General features: G+C 42.4%; 16 protein-coding genes and 1 pseudogene. 16 read left to right on the top strand and 1 reads right to left on the bottom strand.

What is annotated here, in order from left to right:
* From lspA to IGI79_RS06700, 16 genes and pseudogenes are all read left to right on the top strand, one after another.
* Positions 1 to 465, top strand: coding sequence for a signal peptidase II (gene lspA / locus IGI79_RS06625; RefSeq protein WP_195273443.1), 465 nt, complete (start codon positions 1 to 3; stop codon positions 463 to 465).
* Positions 462 to 1,373 carry an RluA family pseudouridine synthase gene (locus IGI79_RS06630; protein ID WP_195475926.1) on the top strand — a complete coding sequence of 304 codons (912 nt, stop codon included), beginning with the start codon at positions 462 to 464 and terminating at the stop codon, positions 1,371 to 1,373. Before lspA ends, IGI79_RS06630 begins: the two co-directional genes overlap by 4 nt.
* Before the next feature lie 240 nt (positions 1,374 to 1,613).
* Positions 1,614 to 2,153, top strand: a complete 540-nt coding sequence (pyrR, locus tag IGI79_RS06635) for a bifunctional pyr operon transcriptional regulator/uracil phosphoribosyltransferase PyrR (protein WP_029594119.1) — start codon at positions 1,614 to 1,616, stop codon at positions 2,151 to 2,153.
* A 14-nt stretch (positions 2,154 to 2,167) separates the two neighbouring features.
* Positions 2,168 to 3,451, top strand: coding sequence for a solute carrier family 23 protein (locus IGI79_RS06640; RefSeq protein ID WP_010735517.1), 1,284 nt, complete (start codon positions 2,168 to 2,170; stop codon positions 3,449 to 3,451).
* Between the two features lie 12 nt (positions 3,452 to 3,463).
* Entirely contained in the window at positions 3,464 to 4,390 is a 927-nt protein-coding gene (locus IGI79_RS06645) for an aspartate carbamoyltransferase catalytic subunit (protein WP_065095774.1), read from the top strand.
* Positions 4,391 to 4,410: 20 nt separating this feature from the next.
* Positions 4,411 to 5,691: a dihydroorotase gene (locus tag IGI79_RS06650; RefSeq protein WP_195475928.1), complete on the top strand. Its 1,281-nt coding sequence runs from the start codon at positions 4,411 to 4,413 to the stop codon at positions 5,689 to 5,691.
* Between the two features lie 4 nt (positions 5,692 to 5,695).
* Complete coding sequence (locus tag IGI79_RS06655) at positions 5,696 to 6,775, top strand: carbamoyl phosphate synthase small subunit (protein ID WP_195475930.1); 1,080 nt, start codon at positions 5,696 to 5,698, stop codon at positions 6,773 to 6,775.
* Positions 6,775 to 9,960 (top strand): carbamoyl-phosphate synthase large subunit, encoded by a 3,186-nt coding sequence (gene carB, locus IGI79_RS06660; RefSeq protein WP_195475932.1) that lies wholly within the window; start codon positions 6,775 to 6,777, stop codon positions 9,958 to 9,960. The genes IGI79_RS06655 and carB overlap by 1 nt, the downstream gene beginning before the upstream one ends.
* Before the next feature lie 85 nt (positions 9,961 to 10,045).
* Positions 10,046 to 10,822, top strand: coding sequence for a dihydroorotate dehydrogenase electron transfer subunit (locus IGI79_RS06665; protein ID WP_195475934.1), 777 nt, complete (start codon positions 10,046 to 10,048; stop codon positions 10,820 to 10,822).
* Positions 10,819 to 11,748, top strand: coding sequence for a dihydroorotate dehydrogenase (locus IGI79_RS06670; RefSeq protein ID WP_065095779.1), 930 nt, complete (start codon positions 10,819 to 10,821; stop codon positions 11,746 to 11,748). Before IGI79_RS06665 ends, IGI79_RS06670 begins: the two co-directional genes overlap by 4 nt.
* Complete coding sequence (pyrF, locus tag IGI79_RS06675) at positions 11,745 to 12,455, top strand: orotidine-5'-phosphate decarboxylase (protein WP_195475936.1); 711 nt, start codon at positions 11,745 to 11,747, stop codon at positions 12,453 to 12,455. The genes IGI79_RS06670 and pyrF overlap by 4 nt, the downstream gene beginning before the upstream one ends.
* 3 nt (positions 12,456 to 12,458) lie before the next feature.
* Entirely contained in the window at positions 12,459 to 13,091 is a 633-nt protein-coding gene (gene pyrE / locus IGI79_RS06680; protein ID WP_010735509.1) for an orotate phosphoribosyltransferase, read from the top strand.
* A gap of 196 nt (positions 13,092 to 13,287) precedes the next feature.
* The gene (locus tag IGI79_RS06685) at positions 13,288 to 13,929 is read left to right on the top strand and encodes a YfbR-like 5'-deoxynucleotidase (protein ID WP_019722833.1); all 642 of its coding nucleotides are present in this window, start codon (positions 13,288 to 13,290) and stop codon (positions 13,927 to 13,929) included.
* A gap of 41 nt (positions 13,930 to 13,970) precedes the next feature.
* Positions 13,971 to 14,672, top strand: coding sequence for a carbonic anhydrase family protein (locus tag IGI79_RS06690; protein WP_019722832.1), 702 nt, complete (start codon positions 13,971 to 13,973; stop codon positions 14,670 to 14,672).
* A pseudogene (locus IGI79_RS06695) lies at positions 14,669 to 15,571 on the top strand (LysR family transcriptional regulator). Before IGI79_RS06690 ends, IGI79_RS06695 begins: the two are co-directional and overlap by 4 nt.
* Before the next feature lie 256 nt (positions 15,572 to 15,827).
* A complete protein-coding gene (locus tag IGI79_RS06700; RefSeq protein WP_438845764.1) occupies positions 15,828 to 16,742 on the top strand; it encodes an ETX/MTX2 family pore-forming toxin in 915 nt (304 codons plus the stop codon).
* A gap of 78 nt (positions 16,743 to 16,820) precedes the next feature.
* On the opposite strand, the gene efbA is transcribed toward IGI79_RS06700, so the two are convergent.
* The gene (gene efbA, locus IGI79_RS06705) at positions 16,821 to 18,521 is read right to left on the bottom strand and encodes a fibronectin-binding protein EfbA (RefSeq protein WP_195475940.1); all 1,701 of its coding nucleotides are present in this window, start codon (positions 18,519 to 18,521) and stop codon (positions 16,821 to 16,823) included.
* Positions 18,522 to 18,579 lie beyond the last annotated feature (58 nt).

An 18,579-nucleotide genomic window follows, 5' to 3' on the forward strand; every position in this document is an offset into this window, starting at 1 on the left:
TTGTTAGCGATATATTGGATTATAAGTGCGTTGATCATCGGGTTAGATCAATGGGTAAAATGGTTGATCGTCGATAACTTTGCTTTAGGAGAAACGAAATCAGTGATTCCAGGGGTCTTGTCCTTGAATCATATCCGTAATTTCGGAGCAGCTTGGAGTTTACTAGAAGGAAAAATGTGGTTTTTTACTGTCGTGACGATCATCGCAGTTGTAGTGATCTTGACGTTGATGATCAAAAATCGTAGCAACGGAAATCGTTGGTTCATGATCGGTCTGACATTGATTCTAGCTGGAGCAATCGGTAACTTTATCGATCGTGTCCGTTTAGGGTATGTGATCGATATGTTCCAAACTGATTTCATGAATTTCCCGATTTTTAATGTGGCAGACATTTCTCTAGTGATCGGTGTGATCTGCGTATTGATTTATATTATTTTAGATGAAAAGGAACAACGAAAAAAATGACACAATTAAAAGCAACGATCAAAGAAGAAAAAGGACGAATCGATAAAGTTCTAACAGCATTATTTGCGGATCATAGTCGTTCACAAGTTCAACAATGGTTGAAAGACGGTGCCGTTTCCGTAAATGGTGAACCAGTAAAAGCGAATTACAAAGTAAAATCGGCTGATGCAATCATCGTGGAAGTACCAGAGCCTGAAGAACTTGAAATCGTAGCAGAAGACTTACCAATAGAAATCGTCTATGAAGATGACGACGTAGCTGTGGTCAATAAACCACAAGGCATGGTTGTTCATCCTTCTGCTGGTCATGCCCAAGGAACACTAGTCAATGCGTTGATGTACCATATGAAAAATCTATCATCGATCAATGGCGTGATCCGTCCAGGGATCGTCCATCGAATCGATAAAGACACGTCTGGATTATTGATGATCGCCAAAAATGATCAAGCCCATGAAGCTTTGGCACAGCAATTGAAAGATAAAACTTCCCTAAGAAAATATATTGCTTTAGTCCATGGCGTTATTCCTCATGAAAAAGGGACGATCAATGCACCTATCGGGCGCTCAAAAGTCGATCGAAAAATGCAAGCGATCCGTGAAGATGGAAAACCTGCTGTGACGCATTTTACTGTACTAGAACGTTTTGATAATTTTACTTTAGTAGAGTTACAATTAGAAACAGGGCGTACACATCAGATCCGTGTGCATATGAAGTATATCGGTTATCCTTTAGCAGGTGATCCCGTTTATGGACCAAAGAAAACCCTCAAAGGCAATGGGCAATTTTTACATGCGAAATTATTAGGTTTCACCCATCCTCAAACGAATGAACGAATGACCTTTGAGGCACCATTGCCAGAAGTTTTTGAAAAAACTTTAGAGAAGTTGAGAAAAGATATTGCTTTTTAAAGTACTTAACGGTATAGTAATAAACAATAAAAGAAAAACTTAATAGAAGTCCTTTAAGTTTAGTCCCGTGAGGCTAAGAAGGGTGTGAGTAAGAATTCCTGTGGTGCGCCATAGCGAGACTTGCTCAATGACGTCGCATACACAAAGCGACCAGTGTAGCAGTATACACTCAGTCTAAACATTCCTCCTGTCCTCTTAGGGCAGGAGTTTTTTTGTGTAAAAAATGGAGGGGGAAAAATGATGCAAGCAAAAGAAGTAGTGGATCAAGTAACGATGAAACGAGCGCTAACACGTATCACTTATGAAATCATTGAAAGAAATCAAAGTATCGAAGAGATCGTTTTAGTCGGGATCAAAACGAGAGGGATCTATATTGCTGCTCGAATTGCCGAACGTCTGAAACAACTCGAAAATATCGAAGTACCTGTAGGAGAACTTGATATCACGTTGTACCGTGATGATAAAAAAGAAATCGCTCAAGAACCAGAATTGCATTCTTCAGATATTCCAGTCAGTTTAGAAGGAAAAGAAGTCATCTTGATCGATGATGTGTTATACACAGGACGGACGATCCGCGCAGCAATGGATGCGGTCATGGATTTTGGTCGCCCGAGAAAAATCTCACTAGCGGTTCTAGTTGATCGCGGACACCGAGAATTACCGATCCGCGCAGATTATGTAGGCAAAAACATTCCTACAGCAAAAAAAGAAGAAATCTTAGTAGAGATGCAAGAACTAGATGGACAAGATCGCATCATGATCTTAAACGAGGAAAAGTAGAGGAGTAAGGCAAGATGGCAGAAGAAAAAAAGTTTCACAACGATAGTGTGGTATTAGACATCCATGATCGACCAACCATTGGACACTGGGTGGGATTAAGTTTACAGCATTTATTCACGATGTTCGGTGCAACCGTCTTAGTACCGATCTTAGTTGGGATCGACCCAGGGATTGCCTTGGTCAGTTCAGGATTAGGAACGATCGTTTACTTGATTACAACGAAAGGAAAGATCCCAGCTTATCTAGGCAGTAGTTTCGCGTTCATCGCAGCCATGCAGATGTTGATGAAAACCGACGGATTCCCGGCGATCGCACAAGGCGCGATGACAACAGCACTTGTCTATCTGATCGTCGCGTTGATCATCAAGAAAATCGGTTCTGCTTGGTTAGACAAAATCTTGCCACCGATCGTGGTTGGCCCAGTCATCATGGTCATCGGTTTAGGTTTAGCTGCCAATGCAGCAAACAACGCGATGTTCAATCAAGACCATTACGATTTCAAATATCTATCAGTTGCGTTGATCACTTTAGGATTGACGATTTTCTTCAATATGTTCCTACGCGGGTTCCTAGGATTATTACCGATCCTGCTTGGCATCATCTCTGGATACATCGTCGCTTTACTTTTCGGGATCGTTGATACCCAACCAATCATTGATGCACCGTGGTTTGCACTACCCAACTTCGAGATTCCCTTTGTGCAATATCAACCGAAGTTATATATAGGAGCGATTACCACGATGGCACCGATCGCCTTTGTCACAATGACTGAACACATCGGCCACTTGATGGTCTTGAACAAATTGACGAAACGTAATTTCTTTGAAGATCCAGGATTACACCGTACATTGACAGGAGATGGGCTGGCTCAGCTAGTGGCAGCCTTCGTTGGTGGACCGCCAGTGACAAGTTATGGTGAAAATATCGGAGTCTTGGCAATCACTCGCGTACACAGCGTGTTCGTGATCGGAGGCGCAGCGGTCTTCGCAGTGATCCTTGGTTTCATTGGCAAACTAAGTGCTTTGATATTAAGTATTCCTGGCCCAGTCATTTCAGGTATCAGTTTCATCCTATTCGGAGTGATTGCGGCAAGTGGAATGAAAATCTTAGTCGAAAACAAAATCGATTTTGATAAAAAGAAAAATCTATTGATTGCTTCAGTCATCTTAGTCGTAGGTATCGGAGGATTAGTCCTTGAAGTAGGAACATTCACTTTATCTGCCATGGCACTAGCAACAGTTTTAGGAATCATTTTGAATCTTATCTTACCAGAAACTTCACGCAGCGAAGAAAATTAAGGAGGACATCGCATGATCATCAAATCAGAACGCATCAGTTTAAAACACTTATTAACGGTAGAGGCATTGACAGACCAAGAAGTAATGGGGTTGATCCGACGAGGACAAGAGTTCAAGCAAGGTGCAACTTGGTCACCACAAAAATCTCAATATTTTGCGACGAACTTGTTCTTTGAAAACAGTACACGAACCCATAAAAGTTTTGATGTAGCAGAAAAGAAACTTGGTCTTGAAGTGATCGAATTTGAAGCAAGTACAAGTTCAGTTACAAAAGGTGAAACATTATACGATACCGTTCTAACGATGTCTGCACTTGGGGTGGATGTAGCAGTTATCCGTCATGGAGACGAAAACTACTACGACGAATTGATCCAAAGTAAAACGATCCAATGCTCGATCATCAATGGTGGTGACGGTAGTGGGCAACATCCAACGCAGTGTTTACTTGATTTGATGACGATCTACGAAGAATTTGGCTATTTCGAAGGCTTGAAAGTGGCTATCGTCGGTGATATCACGCATTCTCGTGTCGCAAAATCGAACATGCAAATGTTGAAACGTCTTGGCGCGCAAGTCTTCTTCTCAGGTCCGAGAGAATGGTATGACGATGAATTCGAAGTTTACGGTCATTACTTACCACTGGATGAATTACTGGATCAAGTCGATGTCATGATGATGTTGCGGGTGCAACATGAACGTCATGATGGAAAAGAAAGCTTTTCAAAAGAAGGCTATCACCAAGAGTACGGCTTGACGGTCGAACGTGCCAAAAAAATGCAAAAACACGCAATCATCATGCACCCTGCCCCAGTCAATCGAGATGTCGAGTTGGCGGACTCACTGGTTGAAGGGTTGCAGTCACGGATCATTCAACAAATGAGCAATGGTGTGTTTGTCAGAATGGCGATCTTAGAAGCTGTATTAAGTGGAAAAGCATAGAGATAAGAGGAGGAAGAAACATGAAAACGCTCATTAAAAACGGTCAAATCAATACAAAAAGAAATGAAACAACACCAGCAGAAATTTGGATCGAAGAAGGAAAGATCAAAGCAATCGGTACAGGCTTTCCTGAGGCTGAATTTGATGAAGTGTTTGATGCACAAGGGCAGTTGATCACACCTGGATTAGTGGATGTCCATGTCCATTTGAGAGAGCCAGGCTTTACTTACAAGGAAACGATCGAAGCTGGCACGAAAGCAGCTGCTCGAGGTGGGTTCACCACTGTTTGTGCGATGCCAAATCTTGACCCAGTACCCGATACAGCAGAAAAATTAAAACAAGTCTATGACATCATCAAACGTGATGCTGTCGTCAAAGTCTTACAATATGCACCGATCACTGAGAATCTTCGAAGTGAAGAACTGGTCGATCAAGAAGCATTGATCAATGAAGGCGCATTTGCTTTTACCAACGACGGTGTCGGCGTGCAAACAGCAGGCACGATGTACTTAGCGATGAAAGAAGCCGCAAAAAACAATAAAGCACTCGTTGCTCACACAGAAGATGAATCATTATTATTTGGCGGTGTGATGCACGCAGGAGAAAAAGCAGAAGAGCTAGGGTTGCCAGGTATTTTAAGTGTGACTGAGTCTTCTCAAATTGCTCGTGATCTGCTATTAGCGGAAGCAACAGGCGTTCATTATCATGTCTGCCACGTTTCAACAAAAGAAAGCGTGCGAGTGATCCGCGATGCGAAAAAAGCCGGGATCCATGTGACCGCAGAGGTTTCACCACATCATCTGATCTTGATCGATGAAGATATTCCAGAAGATTTTGGTTTTTGGAAAATGAATCCGCCATTGAGAGGCAAAGCAGATCGCGAGGCATTGATCGAAGGCTTGCTTGATGGCACGATCGATTGTATTGCCACCGACCACGCACCTCACGGATTAGAAGAAAAAAGTCAAAGTTTCTTGCAATCACCGTTCGGGATCGTTGGAAGTGAAACAGCCTTCCAACTCGTGTATACACATTTTATTGAAACTGGAAAATTCACACTAGAGCAAGTGATTGACTGGATGGCAGTCAAACCAGCAGCCATCTTTGGCTTGGAAGCTGGGACCTTGACGATCGGCGCACCAGCAGACTTGGCCGTTTACGATATTGCCCATGCTGCAGTAATCGATAAAAAAGATTTCTTATCAAAAGGCGAAAACACACCTTTTGTCGGTTGGGAAATCAAAGGGGAAACATTGATGACATTTGTCAACGGAAAACTTGTTTGGCATAAGGGGGAATAATTGGATGGAACGGTTGCTGATTTTAGAAGATGGCACAGTATTTAGAGGGAAATCATTTGGCGCGACAGCCAATGTGTTTGGAGAAATCGTCTTTACGACAAGTATGACAGGATATCAAGAAACGATCACAGACCAAAGTTTTAATGGACAGATCATTACATTTACGTACCCGATGGTAGGGAATTATGGCGTCAACCGTGATGATTATGAATCGATTGCACCAACGTGTAAAGGTGTAGTGGTCAAAGAGCATGCACGTGTTGCGTCAAATTGGCGTAACCAAATGACATTAGACGAGTTCTTGAAACAAAAAGGAATCCCTGGTATCTCTGGCATCGATACACGGGCGTTGACACGAAAAATCCGTGAAGTTGGGACAATGAAAGCCAGTATCGTGGATGCAGGCGACACATTTGAACATGCGTTTGACCAACTAAAAGCAACCGTCTTGGCAACGAACCAAGTCCAACAAGTTTCAACCAATAAACCTTATCCAAGCCCAGGAACAGGAAGAAATGTGGCAGTCATTGATTTTGGATTGAAACATAGCATCTTACGTGAATTGAGTAAGCGTGACTGTAATTTAACAGTCTTACCGTACAATACGGATGCGGAAACGATCCTTTCATTATCGCCAGACGGCGTGATGTTGACGAATGGACCAGGGGATCCGAAAGATGTACCAGAAGCGATCGAGATGATCAAACAAATCCAAGGCAAGATCCCGATTTTCGGCATCTGCTTGGGGCATCAACTTTTTGCACTAGCAAATGGTGCAGATACGTACAAAATGAAATTTGGTCACCGTGGACTGAATCATCCTGTGCGTGAAGTTGCAACAGGAAGAATCGATTTTACGTCACAAAACCATGGCTATGCGGTAGATGAACAGACGATCGATCCGGAACAATTACTTGTCACTCACGTGGAAGTCAATGATGGCACAGTCGAAGGTGTCCGTCACCGTCGCTATCCTGCCTTCAGTGTGCAATTCCATCCAGATGCAGCACCTGGCCCACATGATGCACTACATTTATTTGATGAATTTATGGAAATGATGGACGCTGGAAAGGAGCAATTCTAATGCCAAAACGCACAGATATCAATAAAATCATGGTGATCGGTTCTGGTCCGATCATCATTGGTCAAGCCGCTGAGTTTGACTATGCAGGCACACAGGCTTGTCTTGCTTTAAAAGAAGAGGGCTACGAAGTCGTCTTAGTCAACTCCAATCCAGCAACGATCATGACCGATAAAGAAATTGCGGATCAAGTCTACTTAGAACCAATCACATTAGAATTTGTCTCACGAATTTTACGAAAAGAACGTCCAGATGCGATCTTACCGACATTAGGTGGGCAAACAGGTCTGAACATGGCGATGGAATTAGCCGAGTCAGGAATCTTGGACGAATTAGGCATCGAATTACTAGGGACAAAATTAAGTGCGATCGACCAAGCAGAAGATCGTGACTTGTTCAAAAAGTTGATGGAAGAATTAAATCAACCGATCCCCGAATCAGAAATCGTGACGACGGTGGAAGAAGCAGTTGCTTTTGCCAATAAAATCGGTTATCCGATCATCGTTCGACCAGCCTTCACATTAGGTGGTACTGGTGGTGGTATGTGTGAGAATGAAGCCGAGCTACGCCAAATCGCGGAAAATGGGTTGAGTTTATCACCTGTCACACAATGTTTGATCGAACGCAGTATTGCAGGCTTCAAAGAAATCGAATATGAAGTGATGCGCGACTCTGCCGATAATGCTATCGTCGTCTGCAACATGGAGAATTTCGATCCAGTTGGTATCCATACAGGCGATTCGATCGTCTTTGCACCAAGCCAGACATTAGCAGACCATGAATATCAAATGTTAAGAGATGCGTCACTATCGATCATCCGTGCCTTAAAAATCGAAGGTGGCTGTAACGTTCAGTTAGCATTAGACCCTCATAGTTTCAACTACTATGTCATCGAAGTGAACCCTCGTGTTTCACGCTCCTCTGCTTTAGCAAGTAAAGCGACCGGCTATCCGATCGCAAAATTAGCAGCTAAGATCGCGTTAGGCTTGACCTTGGATGAAATGAAAAATCCAGTAACAGGAACGACTTATGCTGAATTTGAACCTGCATTGGACTATGTAGTAGCCAAGATCCCACGTTGGCCTTTTGACAAATTCGAAAACGGGGAACGTGTCTTAGGTACGCAAATGAAAGCGACCGGCGAAGTAATGGCGATCGGTCGTAACATCGAAGAATCTTTACTAAAAGCGGTTCGTTCATTAGAAATCGGGGCACACCACCTTGAATTGCCTGAACTGAAGACAGTCAGTGAAGAACGTTTGATGGAGAAAATCGTCCGGGCACAAGATGATCGTTTATTCTACTTAGCCGAAGCGATCCGTCGGGGCTATCCGATCCAAGAACTGGCAGACTTGACGAAAATCGATTTATTCTTCTTAGATAAATTGTTGCACATCGTTGAATTAGAAGACGAGCTTTCGGAACAACCGAATCAGTTGGATCTACTTCTTACTGTGAAACAAAATGGCTTCACGGATCGAAAAATTGCGGAATTGTGGAAAACGACGACGGAAGCGATTCGTCAATTACGTACAGAAAAGAACATTCAACCTGTCTACAAAATGGTCGATACGTGTGCTGCCGAATTTGAATCTCATACCCCTTATTTCTATAGTACGTATGAAATCGAAAATGAAAGTCATCGTTCGGAAAAACCTTCTGTGTTAGTACTTGGTTCTGGACCGATCCGTATCGGACAAGGGGTCGAATTTGATTATGCGACAGTTCATTCAGTGAAAGCCATTCAACAAGCAGGTTATGAAGCAATCATCATGAATAGTAACCCTGAAACCGTTTCGACAGATTTCTCGATTTCTGATAAACTTTACTTTGAGCCTTTGACTTTTGAAGATGTGATGAATGTCATCGAGTTAGAGCAACCAATCGGTGTCATCGTCCAATTTGGAGGACAAACAGCGATCAACTTGGCTGAACCATTAGCAAATGCAGGCGTAAAAATCCTAGGGACAACGATCGAAGACCTTGATCGTGCGGAGAACCGTGATCTATTCGAACAAGCGTTACAAGAATTAGGGGTGCCTCAGCCACTAGGAGATACTGCGACAAGTAAAGAAGAAGCAGTTGCAGTTGCCAATAAAATCGGCTATCCAGTACTTGTTCGTCCAAGCTATGTCTTGGGAGGTCGGGCAATGGAGATCGTGGAGAACCAACGTGACTTAGAAGATTATATGGAACATGCGGTCAAAGCTTCACCAGAACATCCAGTCTTAGTCGATCGTTACTTGATCGGTAGTGAGTGTGAAGTCGATGCGATCTGTGATGGTGAAACCGTCTTGATCCCAGGAATCATGGAACATATTGAACGTGCAGGGGTCCATTCAGGCGATTCGATGGCGGTTTATCCACCACAAGCGCTGTCAGAGGAAATCAAGCAAACAATCGAAGATTACACGATCCGTTTAGCACGAGGGTTGAATTGTGTCGGGATGATGAACATCCAATTCGTGATCCACGACAACCAAGTATATGTCATCGAAGTGAACCCACGTGCGAGTCGAACGGTTCCTTTCTTGAGCAAAGTGACGAATATCCCGATGGCACAGATCGCGACAAAAGCCATCTTAGGAGAAAAATTGAAAGACTTAGGCTATGAAGATGGTTTGTACCCTGAAACTGCCAACGTCCATGTCAAAGCGCCAGTTTTCTCATTCACAAAGTTGCATAAAGTGGACACTTATTTAGGCCCAGAGATGAAATCGACAGGTGAAGTCATGGGCTCGGATCAAAACTTAGACAAAGCGCTGTATAAAGCGTTTGAAGCATCTGGCTTACGTCTGCCTGATTATGGTGCTGTCTTGTTTACGATCGCCGATGAAACGAAAGAAGAAGCCTTAGGTCTAGCAAAACGCTTTGCAGAAATCGGCTATAGCTTATTGGCAACGAAAAATACCGCAGCGTTCTTTGAACAACACGGACTTGTGGTGACCCCAGTAGCTAAAATCTCTGAGGAAACAAAAGAGAAAAATGTCGTTGACCTGATTCGTGCGGGCAAAGCACAAGTGGTCGTCAATACCATTGATAAAGATCGTGGGAATGCGTCAAAAGATGGTTTTATCATTCGACGTGAGGCAGTAGAGCATGGCACGCCATTGTTTACTTCCCTTGATACTGCGGATGCGATCGTCCGCGTGATGGAATCCCGAGCATTTTCAACACAAGCAATCTAATCGTGGAGGGCAATTGCCCTCCTATTTAAAAAATAAAAAAAGCAAAGCAGTCTAGCGAAAAGTCCCAAAACATAGGAGTGTTAAGATGAAACAAGAAGTAATGAAAATCGTTCACCAACGGCAACTAGCACCACGAATCTATGAAATGACACTGACAGGGGAATTAGTCAAAGAAATGACATGCCCTGGACAATTCCTTCATATTCGGGTACCCCGAGCAGATTTGTTGTTGCGCCGACCAATCAGTATCAACCAGATCGATCAATCACAAAAAACTTGTCGTATCATCTACCGTGTAGAAGGAGACGGAACAAAGCATTTCGCAGAATTGACTGCTGGTGATTCTTTAGACGTCTTAGGACCTTTAGGGAATGGCTTTGATCTTTCAGGATTAACGAAAGAAGATGAGGTCTTCATTGTCGGTGGAGGGATCGGTGTTCCTCCTTTATACGAACTATCGAAACAGCTAAAGCAACGAGGCGTCAAAGCGATTCACTTTCTAGGCTTTGCTTCACAAGAAGTAATGTATTATGAAGAAGAATTTCTAAAGCTAGGTGATACAAGGATCGCAACGGATGACGGCACCTATGGACTCCATGGGAATGTCGGTAATCTATTACTTGCGGCAAAAGATAAGCCTGCTGCTGTTTTTGCATGCGGTTCAAATGGATTACTAAAGACAGTGGAACAGCTTTTCGCCGGTCATCCTAACGTCCAACTGTCCTTAGAGTCTCGCATGGCTTGCGGTGTCGGTGCATGTTACGCATGTGTCTGTCATGTCCCAGGCGATAAAACAGGAACGAAAAGCTTGAAAGTCTGTGATGAAGGACCGATTTTCCAAGCAGGAGAGGTGATTTTATGAGTAACCCTTTAGCAGTTAAACTTCCAGGACTAAACTTGAAGAATCCGATCATGCCAGCAAGTGGCTGCTTTGGATTTGGCAAAGAATATGGTAAATACTACGATTTGAACCAACTTGGCGCGATCATGGTCAAAGCGACGACACCTAAAGCGCGCTTTGGTAATCCCACGCCGCGAGTAGCAGAAACACCTTCTGGTATGCTCAACGCGATCGGGTTGCAAAATCCTGGAATGGAAGTGGTCATGGAAAAATCGCTACCTGAATTAGCCACCTATAAAGATTTGCCGATCATTGCGAATGTCGCTGGCGCCTGTGAAGAAGACTATGTCGAAGTCTGTGGCAAGATCGGTGATGCACCGAATGTCCATGCCATTGAACTGAATATCTCTTGTCCAAATGTCAAACATGGCGGAATTGCTTTTGGTACGGATCCGGATGTGGCGTTCCAACTGACACAAGCAGTGAAAAAAGTGGCGAATGTCCCTGTCTATGTCAAATTATCTCCTAATGTTACGGATATCGTCCCAGTGGCTCAAGCTATCGAGGCTGGCGGAGCCGATGGTTTTACCATGATCAATACCTTGTTAGGGATGCGTATCGATCTGAAAACCAGAAAACCGATCCTTGCCAATCAAACAGGCGGTCTTTCAGGACCAGCGATCAAACCGGTAGCTATTCGTTTGATCCATCAAGTGGCAGGTGTCTCTAACTTGCCGATCATTGGGATGGGCGGTGTGCAAACCGTGGATGATGTACTGGAGATGTATATGGCAGGTGCAAGTGCAGTTGCTGTTGGAACGGCGAATTTTACCGACCCTTATATCTGTCCAAAACTGATTGCAGACCTACCAGCGAGAATGAGCGAGTTAGGCATTGAGTCTTTAGAGCAATTGATCAAAGAAGTGAAAGAAGGTAGAAATCAATGAATCAACGACCAATCATTGCTTTAGATTTTTCATCTTGGCAAGAAGTAGAAACATTTATGCAACGTTTCCCAGAAGACGAAAAGTTATTCGTTAAAATCGGTATGGAACTCTTTTATCAAGAAGGGCCGATCATCGTTCGCTGGTTAAAAGATGCTGGACATAACGTTTTCTTAGATTTGAAATTACATGATATCCCGAACACCGTGGAAAAAGCGATGCGTGGCTTAGCAAAATTAGGCGTAGACATCACCTGTGTCCATGCTGCCGGCGGTATCCGTATGATGGAAGCGGCGATGCGCGGTTTGACAGATGGCACACCCGAAGGGAAGAAACGACCTTTACTTTTAGCAATCACGCAACTGACTTCTACGAGTGAAGAAGAGATGCACCATGATCAACTGATCGAAGTGCCGCTAGAAGAAAGTGTGATCCACTACGCAACTTGTGCAAAAGAAGCAGGTTTAGATGGGGTCGTATCTTCAGCACTTGAAGTGGCATCAATCAAAGCAAAAGCAGGTGAGTCATTTACATGTTTGACACCTGGCATCCGACCGGAAGGAACAGTTGCTGGTGACCAAACCAGAATCGTGACACCAGCCCGCGCAAAAGAAATCGGTTCAACCTTTATCGTTGTCGGTCGACCAATCACACAAGCAGAAGATCCCTACCAAGCCTATCAAACAATCAAAGCAGAATGGAGTCGTTGATCTATGAATATCGAACAAACTATTGCCAAAGACCTTTTAGAAATCGAAGCTGTTTTCTTAAGCCCAAATCAACCATTTACTTGGGCAAGTGGCATCAAAAGCCCCATCTATTGTGACAATCGCATCACGATGAGTTATCCAAAAGTAAGAAAAGAAATCGCTCAAGGATTAGCTGAAAAAATCAAGCAAGAATTTCCAGAAGTCGAAGTGATTGCTGGAACAGCAACTGCAGGAATCCCTCATGCAGCTTGGGTAGCTGAGATCTTAGACTTACCAATGGTCTATATTCGCAGCAAAGCGAAAGCTCATGGCAAAGGAAACCAAATCGAAGGACGGATCTTCGAAGGACAAAAAATGGTGGTCATTGAAGATTTGATCTCAACAGGTGGAAGTGTACTAGAAGCCGCTGAAGCAGCGAAACGAGAAGGTGCGGATGTTTTAGGTGTCGCAGCTATCTTTACTTACGAGTTGCCAAAAGGAAAAGCTAACTTTGAAGCAGCGGGTCTACCATTGGTTACTTTGACGAATTATTCTGTGCTGATCGAATTTGCTTTAGAAAATAAAACCATTGACGAAACAGAATTAGCTTTACTAAAAGAATGGAAAAAAGATCCTGAGAACTGGGTGACGGATTAAGTTGAAAAAAGGGCGGAAAACATTTGTTGTTTCAGCCCTTTTTCTATTTTTGAAATAGCCAAATCCTGATGATACATAGTAAAAACTATTCTTTTATAAATGAAAACCTCTAAAGATAATAAGCTGAAAATTTGCGAATTCAAGTTATTTAATGATAACATTATCGGAAAAGTCATCTCAAGGAGGAGGAATCTTTATGGGATTGAATGAATTTATTTTAGGACTAAATAACTTAGAAAGAATCACACGGGCGCCAGGTTTCTTCAAACACACTGAACATACTGTTGCGGCTCATTCCTATCGTGTGGCTTCAATTGCGCAAGTCTTAGGTGATATTGAAGAACTCCATGGGCAACCAATCGATTGGAAACTCTTGTATGAAAAAGCTTTGAACCATGATTATACTGAACGTTTTATCGGTGACATCAAAACACCGGTAAAATATGCAAGTAAAGAGTTGCGGGGGATGCTACAGACTGTCGAAGAAAAAATGACGGATGAGTTCATCAATCAAGAAATTCCCGAAGCGTTACAAGACGTCTATCGTCGCCGCTTATTCGAAGGAAAAGACGATACGGTCGAAGGCGAATTATTAGCAGTTTCAGATAAAATCGATTTGTTGTACGAATCATTTGATGAGATCAGTAAAAATAATCCGGAGAAAGTCTATAAAGAGATGTTTATTGAGGCAGTCACAACGATCAAAGGCTTCGACCATCGACCTTCCGTCCAATATTTTTTCAAGGAGATCTTTCCGGAGTTGCTCAATCAAGAATTCTATGGAAAAGAGGATTTCTTAGCAGCTGTTTCAAACATTGTCAAAAAAGAAAAAGAATAGTCGAAGTGCCTTGTAGGTAACTGATTCAGGAGGAATTTTAGTTGAAGAAGAATATGGATGTTGAGTGGGGTTATTCTGGTGAAAGAGGACCGGAACATTGGGCAGGATTGTGCGATTGGTTTGCAAAAGGAGCCGAATTTGAGTGGCAATCGCCCATTCCTCTAGTTACATGTGAAGAAAGCAGTGACACGAAAGAAACACTGTCTTTTCACTATCAGAAGCAACGCTTCACGGATAAAGAGTTCAAGAACACGATCCATCTTGTGCCATACGATCAAATCAGTTACGTTCTTTTCAATGAAGACAAATACTATTTGACCGACATCCATTTTCATATGCCGTCAGAACACGTCATCAATGGGAAACAAGAAGATATCGAGTTTCACTTTGTCCATACGAACGAACGACAAGAAAACTTAGTGGTTGGTGCGATGTACCATCTATCAAATGATGAGGGTTGGTTGTACGATCGCCAAAATGGCGACAAATGGGATCTCGATGCACATGAGCATTGGACCGATGCCTCTGTCTTTTTCCCTGAGCAGAAAAGTCATTATCATTACGTTGGTTCCTTGACCACTCCGCCAACGAGTGGGCCGATCCAATGGTTCGTCATGGATCAAGTCGGTCAATTGAATCGTGATTTTTTGATCCCATTCAAAGGACAATATGCGCAGCCAAACAATCGTCCATTACAACCACTAAAGGAACGAAAAATTTATTATTACAAGGGGACGAAATGAATATCCAACAATTGAAATATGTCACTGCGGTAGCGAATAATGGAAGTTTTCGAGAAGCAGCAAAAAAATTGTTTGTTTCTCAACCAAGCCTTTCTGCAGCGATCAAAGAATTGGAAAATGAATTAAGTATCACTTTATTTACCCGCACGAATCGAGGTGCCTATCTAACCGAAGAAGGTCAAGCCTTTTTAAAACGGGCGGAACGGATTTTAGTACAATTAGATTCTTTGGAAAACTATTACCAAAAAAGTGAAAAGCGAGAAAGCTTTTCGATTGCTTCACAACACTATGATTTTTTAGGACCGTTGACTGCGCAACTGATCGAGACGTTTAAAGCAGAAGTGAAGCAGTTTCGGATCATGGAAACGACGACAGCAAACGTGATCGAAGAAGTCCAACAGCAGTAAAGCGAGTTAGGTATCCTTTATATGAATGACCATAATCGCACAGGGATCAAGCGTTACTTAGAACAAGGGGAATTAGTCGCGCAGTCTTTAGGAACATTTAAGACCCATATCTTTCTTAGACAGCGCCATCCACTTGCCCAGCAAGAAGAAATAAAGGTAGAAGAGTTAGCAGCATTTCCACAAGTTCGCTTTACACAAGATGGCAATAATTTTCCTTACTTTTATGAAGATCTAATTGAGATCCCTGAACAAGAATCGGTGATCTATACGAGTGACCGTGGCACGTTGATGAACATTGTGTTAGAAACAGATGCCTATGCTTCAGGCTCTGGCATCGTGATCGGGGAGATCAAAGAATATTTACGCTTGATTCCTTTAGCGGATAGTCCAATGAATGAGTTATATGTCATTTATTCTGGAAAGCAGCCATTAAGTGATATCGCCAAGAAGTTTATCACAAGTATCCAACAGGTGATGAAACAGATGAAGTGAATGTTTAAAATCAAATCAATCCTTTCATTGGAAAAGAAGATGATGCAAAAGATAAGTCGTGAAATCAGTGAATGTTGATTTCAGGCTTATTTTTTGTTCGTTCAAGTCTGACTGTATTGTTGCAGTAAAGTACATAATGTTACATAGTTAAAAAATGATTCATACTGTCATTAATAAATCAATTGGGAACGATTTCACTGTTGGTTTATCAATAATGACAAAGGGGATCAGCAAAATGAAAAAAGTAATTTAATTAATGTTAGGAGTAGTTGGAGCGACGAGTGTAGGACTATTTAAAGGGGAGTCTGTTGCTTGTGCGGATGATTCGCTTCCACAAATCGGAGAAGGGTATTTGAAATCGGTCAATCAAAGCACGATCGATCGCATGAGTACGATGGCCTACGCTTTGTCCTACCAAATGTATCAATGGGGAGATATTGGTGTGAATGAAAGACTGACTGGCAATGAATACAATCCAAAAAATGTGTCCAGTCAATCCTATTCTGTAGGAGTCAATAGTGATATGGGAACGAAACAAACGTCAAAAACTGTTAATACAAGTGTTTTTCATAATCAAACAAATCAAGATCAAACGTTTACCACACCTTCTTATACCCAAACTTATATAGATTCGATTACGACATCAACTACACATTCTGCAGGTATTTCTACATCAGCGAGTACTGAAATCAGTGTACCAATGTTTGGTTCGGCAAGTATGGGTCTTGAATTAAGTTACAATTTTAGTACAACCACTTCACATACACGGGAGACACAAAAAGGCTGGACTGTTCCTGGTCAAGCTATCAATGTTCGACCGGGACATACAGTCGAAGTCAATTGGGTATTTTATACGGGTGAAGCCACAGGATCGGTTGATTTACAAGAACGCATCCGAGCAGATATCCCATACAAAAAAGATGCTGCTGGGCGCATCCATACATATGGACTTGGAACGGTAGTTGGCGACCGCCAAGTGCTGTCAGATAGTTATTGGGATCGCTATATCACAGAAACTCGTAATAACTGGAAGAAAGTCGATGCAAATGTGGCAGGACATAAAATTGGTGCTGGTACCTATCGTGTCGATTATGGTTCAGGATTTGTCTTAGAAGCCTTCGATCGAACAACTGGCACAAAAGAAATCATTGCGACAGGCTACCAATTTTAATTGAAGATAGTTATAAATACACAAAAAAACCGATCGTCAGAAGTCATGAATTCTTGACGTCGGTTTTTTTCAGCAAAATCAATCTTTCGTCATTGCTTGGATTTTTTCTTCCTCTGGCGTCACAATGATCGTTTTTTGGTTTTCGTAAATCACATAGCCTGGTTTAGCGCCATTCGGTTTGCGAATATGTTTGACTTGCACTAGATCCACAGGCACTTGTGCAGAGTGGCGATATTTGGAGTAATACGCAGCTAGTTCCGCAGCTTCCGTAATGGTTTCATCAGAAGGTTGATCACTCTTGATGATCACGTGAGACCCTGGAATGTTTTGCGCGTGCAACCAGTGATCCGTTTTTCTTGCAGTTTTCATAGTTAATTGATCATTTTGCAGATTGTTTTTACCAACTAAAATCTCAGTGCCGTCAGAAGAGAAGTAGCGATCAGGTTGAGAAGATTTTGCTTTCTTTTGTTTTTTGTTTGTTTTCTTTTTCAAGTAGCCCTCTGCTAATAGCTCTTCTTTGATCACTTCGATATCCATCGGTCCAGCAATCTCCAATTGCGAAAGGACAGATTCAAGGTACTGGATCTCGCTTTTCGCTTCTTCGATTTGTTTCCCGATCAATTTGACCGCATTTTTAAGTTTTTGGTAGCGATGAAAGTACTTTTGCGCATTCTGATTAGGTGTTAAGGCGGGATCAAGAGCAATCCGGATTGGTTGATTCTCTTCATAATAATTCGCCAAGGTCACTTCAGTCGCACCACGAGGAACTTGAGTCATAAAAGTTGTCAATAGTTCGCCATCACGACGAAATTCCTCCGCATTTTCAGAATCAAGCAAGGTCTGTTCGCGCTTTTTCAATTTATTGCGATTACGTTTCAGTTCATTTTCGATTTTACGGATCAGTTCGCCACCTTGTTGTTTCGCCCGATCTTTTTCCGCTTTTTCTTGGTAAAACGCATCTAACAACGCGCTTAATGTTTCGTATTCTTGCACTGAATCGGCTTGTTTCGCTAATTCTTGATAAGCAATCGGCGTAAAGTATTCTTTTGTACCCACTTCATAGTGTGTGGGTGTAGGTTGATCGATCGCAGTAAAGAATTCTTCCCAAACAGCCATTTTTTCATTCGGTCGCTGATTGATCCGTTCGACTAATTCTAATGCAGTGTCGTGACCTAATCCTTGAAATACTTGTTGCAGTGCTTTTGCATTTGCCTCGATTTTTGATAAGCGTTCAAATACTTGTTCTTTTGTTGCTTCAAAAGGATCAAGTGCCGCTTGTTCAGGTGGTGCGACATATTCGACACCAGGGAGTAACGAACGATACGTGTTTTGTGAGCTGCCGATATGCTTGATCGCGTCTAGGATCTTTTGTGTTTGTTGATTCACTAAAACGATGGTACTGTGTCGTCCCATCAATTCAACGATCAAAACAATATTTTGTAAGTCGCCTAGTTCATCTCGTTTTGAAAAATGGAAGTGGATCACTCGATCATTTTTGATTTGCTTGATATTTTCTAAAATCGCACCATCTAAATGTTTACGCAACATCATCACGAAGTTCGGCGGATTTTCTGGATTTTGATAATCGATCTCTGTGATCTGGACACGGGCATAGCTTGGATGAGCAGATAACAACAATCGGTGGTTCTTTCCACGAGAACGAATCACCAAAATGATTTCATTTTCATACGGTTGGTGGATCTTTGAGACCCGACCAGATAATAGTGTTTCGCGCAATTCACGGATCATTGCATGGGTAAATACACCATCAAAGGACATGATTCATTCCTCATTTCTATTCATAAGTACACTTATTATAACGAAAAAAGAAAGGAAA

The organism is Enterococcus sp. AZ084 (genome assembly GCF_051714905.1).
Lineage (GTDB): Bacteria > Bacillota > Bacilli > Lactobacillales > Enterococcaceae > Enterococcus_B > Enterococcus_B pernyi.

Excerpts from the sequence above, each read along its gene's own strand:
- IGI79_RS06670 (WP_065095779.1), top strand. The coding sequence starts at position 10,819 with ATGAGTAACCCTTTAGCAGTTAAACTTCCAGGACTAAACTTGAAGAAT.
- efbA (WP_195475940.1), bottom strand. The coding sequence starts at position 18,521 with ATGTCCTTTGATGGTGTATTTACCCATGCAATGATCCGTGAATTGCGC.
- pyrR (WP_029594119.1), top strand. The coding sequence starts at position 1,614 with ATGCAAGCAAAAGAAGTAGTGGATCAAGTAACGATGAAACGAGCGCTA.
- carB (WP_195475932.1), top strand. The coding sequence starts at position 6,775 with ATGCCAAAACGCACAGATATCAATAAAATCATGGTGATCGGTTCTGGT.
- IGI79_RS06685 (WP_019722833.1), top strand. The coding sequence starts at position 13,288 with ATGGGATTGAATGAATTTATTTTAGGACTAAATAACTTAGAAAGAATC.
- IGI79_RS06640 (WP_010735517.1), top strand. The coding sequence starts at position 2,168 with ATGGCAGAAGAAAAAAAGTTTCACAACGATAGTGTGGTATTAGACATC.
- IGI79_RS06700 (WP_438845764.1), top strand. The coding sequence starts at position 15,828 with ATGTTAGGAGTAGTTGGAGCGACGAGTGTAGGACTATTTAAAGGGGAG.
- IGI79_RS06630 (WP_195475926.1), top strand. The coding sequence starts at position 462 with ATGACACAATTAAAAGCAACGATCAAAGAAGAAAAAGGACGAATCGAT.
- IGI79_RS06655 (WP_195475930.1), top strand. The coding sequence starts at position 5,696 with ATGGAACGGTTGCTGATTTTAGAAGATGGCACAGTATTTAGAGGGAAA.
- IGI79_RS06645 (WP_065095774.1), top strand. The coding sequence starts at position 3,464 with ATGATCATCAAATCAGAACGCATCAGTTTAAAACACTTATTAACGGTA.
- pyrE (WP_010735509.1), top strand. The coding sequence starts at position 12,459 with ATGAATATCGAACAAACTATTGCCAAAGACCTTTTAGAAATCGAAGCT.
- pyrF (WP_195475936.1), top strand. The coding sequence starts at position 11,745 with ATGAATCAACGACCAATCATTGCTTTAGATTTTTCATCTTGGCAAGAA.
- IGI79_RS06665 (WP_195475934.1), top strand. The coding sequence starts at position 10,046 with ATGAAACAAGAAGTAATGAAAATCGTTCACCAACGGCAACTAGCACCA.
- IGI79_RS06650 (WP_195475928.1), top strand. The coding sequence starts at position 4,411 with ATGAAAACGCTCATTAAAAACGGTCAAATCAATACAAAAAGAAATGAA.